The organism is Geodermatophilus siccatus, assembly GCF_900103785.1.
Classification (GTDB): domain Bacteria; phylum Actinomycetota; class Actinomycetes; order Mycobacteriales; family Geodermatophilaceae; genus Geodermatophilus; species Geodermatophilus siccatus.
In genome coordinates this window covers 1-3,010 of record NZ_FNHE01000030.1, presented here as the reverse complement: position 1 = coordinate 3,010, position 3,010 = coordinate 1, and the positions used below count along the sequence as shown (strand labels likewise).

General features: G+C 73.9%; 5 protein-coding genes. 4 read left to right on the top strand and 1 reads right to left on the bottom strand.

Annotated features, from left to right (window positions below; translation table 11 throughout):
• On the top strand, nt 1-406 hold a 406-nt coding region (locus BLS21_RS24375), incomplete at its 5' end, for a metallophosphoesterase (protein ID WP_425431630.1).
• 3 nt (nt 407-409) lie between these two features.
• Here BLS21_RS24375 and BLS21_RS24370 read toward each other — a convergent pair.
• The gene (locus BLS21_RS24370; protein WP_091224498.1) at nt 410-970 is read right to left on the bottom strand and encodes a TetR/AcrR family transcriptional regulator; all 561 of its coding nucleotides are present in this window, start codon (nt 968-970) and stop codon (nt 410-412) included.
• 221 nt (nt 971-1,191) lie between these two features.
• On the opposite strand from BLS21_RS24370, the gene BLS21_RS24365 reads away from it, so the two are divergent.
• The 3 genes from BLS21_RS24365 (at nt 1,192) to BLS21_RS24355 (ending at nt 2,936) form a co-directional block, all read left to right on the top strand.
• Nucleotides 1,192-1,932 (top strand): GntR family transcriptional regulator, encoded by a 741-nt coding sequence (locus BLS21_RS24365; protein ID WP_245700757.1) that lies wholly within the window; start codon nt 1,192-1,194, stop codon nt 1,930-1,932.
• A gap of 133 nt (nt 1,933-2,065) precedes the next feature.
• Nucleotides 2,066-2,554, top strand: coding sequence for an SRPBCC family protein (locus BLS21_RS24360; RefSeq protein ID WP_091224494.1), 489 nt, complete (start codon nt 2,066-2,068; stop codon nt 2,552-2,554).
• A 106-nt stretch (nt 2,555-2,660) separates the two neighbouring features.
• Entirely contained in the window at nt 2,661-2,936 is a 276-nt protein-coding gene (locus BLS21_RS24355) for a GlsB/YeaQ/YmgE family stress response membrane protein (RefSeq protein WP_245700755.1), read from the top strand.
• The last annotated feature ends 74 nt before the right edge of the window (nt 2,937-3,010 follow it).

Genomic DNA, 3,010 nt, shown 5'->3' with positions numbered 1-3,010 from the left:
GCGCAACGAGCGGGTGCCGATCGTGCGCGGCGGCGCGTCGGTCGACCTGGCCGGCATCGACGACCGGACGGCGATCAGCTCCGGCGTCCCCGGCCACGGCGCCGACCTCGACGCCGCGCTGGACGGCCGCGACGACGCCGTTCCGCTGGTGCTCCTGGCCCACCAGCCGGTGCAGGTGGAGCAGGCGGCGGCCGCGGGGGTCGGGCTGCAGCTGTCCGGGCACACGCACGGCGGCCAGCTGTGGCCCTTCGACTACGCGGTGCGGCTGGACCAGCCGGCCGTGCAGGGGTTGTCCCGGGTCGGGGACACGCAGCTCTACGTCACGACCGGTGCCGGCTTCTGGGGCCCGCCGATGCGGATCGGCGCCCGGCCCGAGGTCGCGGTCGTCGAGCTGCGCGCGCCCTGAGGTTCACAGCTCGCGCAGCGCGTCCAGGGCCTCCTGGACGATCCCCTCGAGCGCCGGCTCGTCGCCGGAGTCCGCCCAGCGCAGCAGCCCCTGCGTGTAGGCCGACAGGTGCGCGGTGACGACGACGGCCGCGGCCGTGTCCTTCTCCACGCCGAGGGACTCCAGGAACAGCTGCGCGGTCGCGCGCTCGTACTCCGCCGCGCGGTAGCGGAGGCGGGACGTGGTCGCGATGAGCTGCCACCGCGCCAGGGCGTCGGACCGGACGTTCCCGGTCAGCCCGCGGACGAAGCCGAGGATCGCCGAGCGCATCCGCTCGCCGAGCGGCCGGTCGGCCGGGACCGTTGCGATCAGGGCGTCGATCTCGGCGCGCTCCGGGAGCGCCATGAGGAGCTCGTCCTTGCCGGGGTAGTGCGCGTAGAAGGTCTGCACCGACACCCCGGCCGCCGCGGCCAGCCGGGCGATCGACACGTCCTCGTAGCCGTGTTCGGCGAACAGCTCCATCGCGGCCTCGTAGATCCGCTGGTGCGTGGAGGCGTACTGACGGGCGCGGTGGTCCTGGGCCACGATCGGTCCCCCCTCCGGTCCACGGCGCCCCTCGGCGCTCGGCCACTTCTGACAGTGCCCAGAGGAGGACACCGAGAAGACACCACATCATGTGTGGTGTCCGTCTCCGCCGCACACGCGTCCCCTCCACGGAGGAGTGACACGGGCCCGTACGGGACACGGCCGGGTGAGGGAGACGTCTGTAGACGACCAGACGTCTACACCCGCAGTACCTTTGGGGTGTGACGAGCGCCGTGTCGGGACCGAAGTACCTCTCGGTCCGCGAGCACCTGCGCCGCCGGGTGTCCGCGCTGCCCGAGCACACGCTGCTCCCGCCGGAGCCGGTCCTGTGCGAGGAGTACGGGGTCAGCCGGATCACCCTGCGCCGCGCGGTCGACGGGCTGGTGGCCGACGGGCACCTCGTGCGGGAGCAGGGCCGCGGCACCTACGTGACCCGTCCGGCGATCCGCCACGAGTACCGCGAGAGCTTCGTGCACCGCATCGCCGGCTGGAGCTCGGTGATGACCGAGCAGGGCGCGCAGGTGGGCACCACGGTGCTCACCCAGCGGATCGTCCCCGTCCAGCCGCCGGTCGCCGCCGAGCTGGGACTGGAGCCCGCGACCGACGTCGTCGAGCTGGTCCGGCTGCGCAGCGTGGACGGCGCACCGAACCACGTGGCGCACAGCTTCCTGCCTGCCGCCACGTACCCGAAGGCGGCGGAGGCGGACCTCAGCGAGGGCTCGCTCTACGAGTTCCTCCGCCGGGAGTACTCGGCCGACCTGGCCCATGCGCGGATCGTCGTCGACGTCGACACCGCGGCACCGGACGAGGCCGACCTGCTGCGCGTGGTCGCCGGGTCGCCGCTCCTGGTGGTCCGCACGACGGTCCGCGACAGCGCCGGGCACCCGCTGGTGCACAGCTTCTCCCGGCTGCGGCCCGACGTCAGCCAGGTCGAGTTCGAGGTCTCGGTCAGCGGCCGCTGACAGAAGGACCCCCTCGCCCCTCGCAGGCTCGCGGCGGGACCCTGCAAGGAGGCCGTCAGGCCCGCGGCAAGCCGCTGGACACCGGGCGCGGACTACCGTCGGCGGGGCCGCCCCCGTCGTCCCCGGAGGTCCCATGCCCCAACCGGTCACCGCCAGCGGCAGCCGCGAGCTGCCCCACGAGCGGCGCCGGGTGTGGGAGGCGCTGGCGGTGCTCGCGCCGTACTGCGCCGTGTGCGACGTCTCCTACGTCGTCGAGGGCACCGGCGCGCCCGACCGCGGCACCCGGTTCGTCTGCGTGCCCGGCCGCCTGGACGACGGTGCGCACCCACCGGCCGGTGCGCCCCAGGGCGAGATCGTCGAGTGGGTGCCGCTCGAGCGGGTCACCACCCGGCTGCGGCTGACCCCGGAGACCTGGACGACGACGATCGAGCTCGCCGACGCCGGCCCCGGTGCCACGCTCGTGACCATCACCGTCAGCCACGAACCGCGCTCCGACGGCCGGCTCACCCAGCGGCTCACCCAGCGCCTGATGCGCGGCGGCGTGCGCGAGATGGTGCAGCGCACGGTGGACGGCGAGCTCGACCGGCTGCCCGCCCACGTGGAGCAGCTGCCTGCCGGGTGACCTGCGACTCTGCCATCGCCGCGTGTGCGCGTGTGATCTTGGGGTACTGCACCGGTCGTTCGGGCGCGCCACTCCAGGCGCGCCCCCGGCTGCAAGGGAGAACGCCATGGTGATGGACATCCTCGGGCTCATCGTCGTCGGCCTGATCATCGGGGCGCTCGCCAGGCTCATCCGGCCGGGCAAGCAGTCGATGAGCATCGTCGCGACGATGCTGCTCGGTGTCGTCGGCGCGCTGATCGGTGGCTTCATCGCCAGCCTGCTCGGCACCGGGGGCATCTTCGAGCTCAACGTCCTCGGGTTCATCCTCGCGGTCGTCGCCGCGGTGATCCTCGTGGGCATCTACGCCGGGACGACGGGCGGTCGCAACCGCGCCGTCCGCTGACCACTGGTCCCCGGGGGGCTCGGAGCTCGACGGAGCCCCCCGGGGGCAGCCGGCTGGACGGCGCCCGCGTCCCC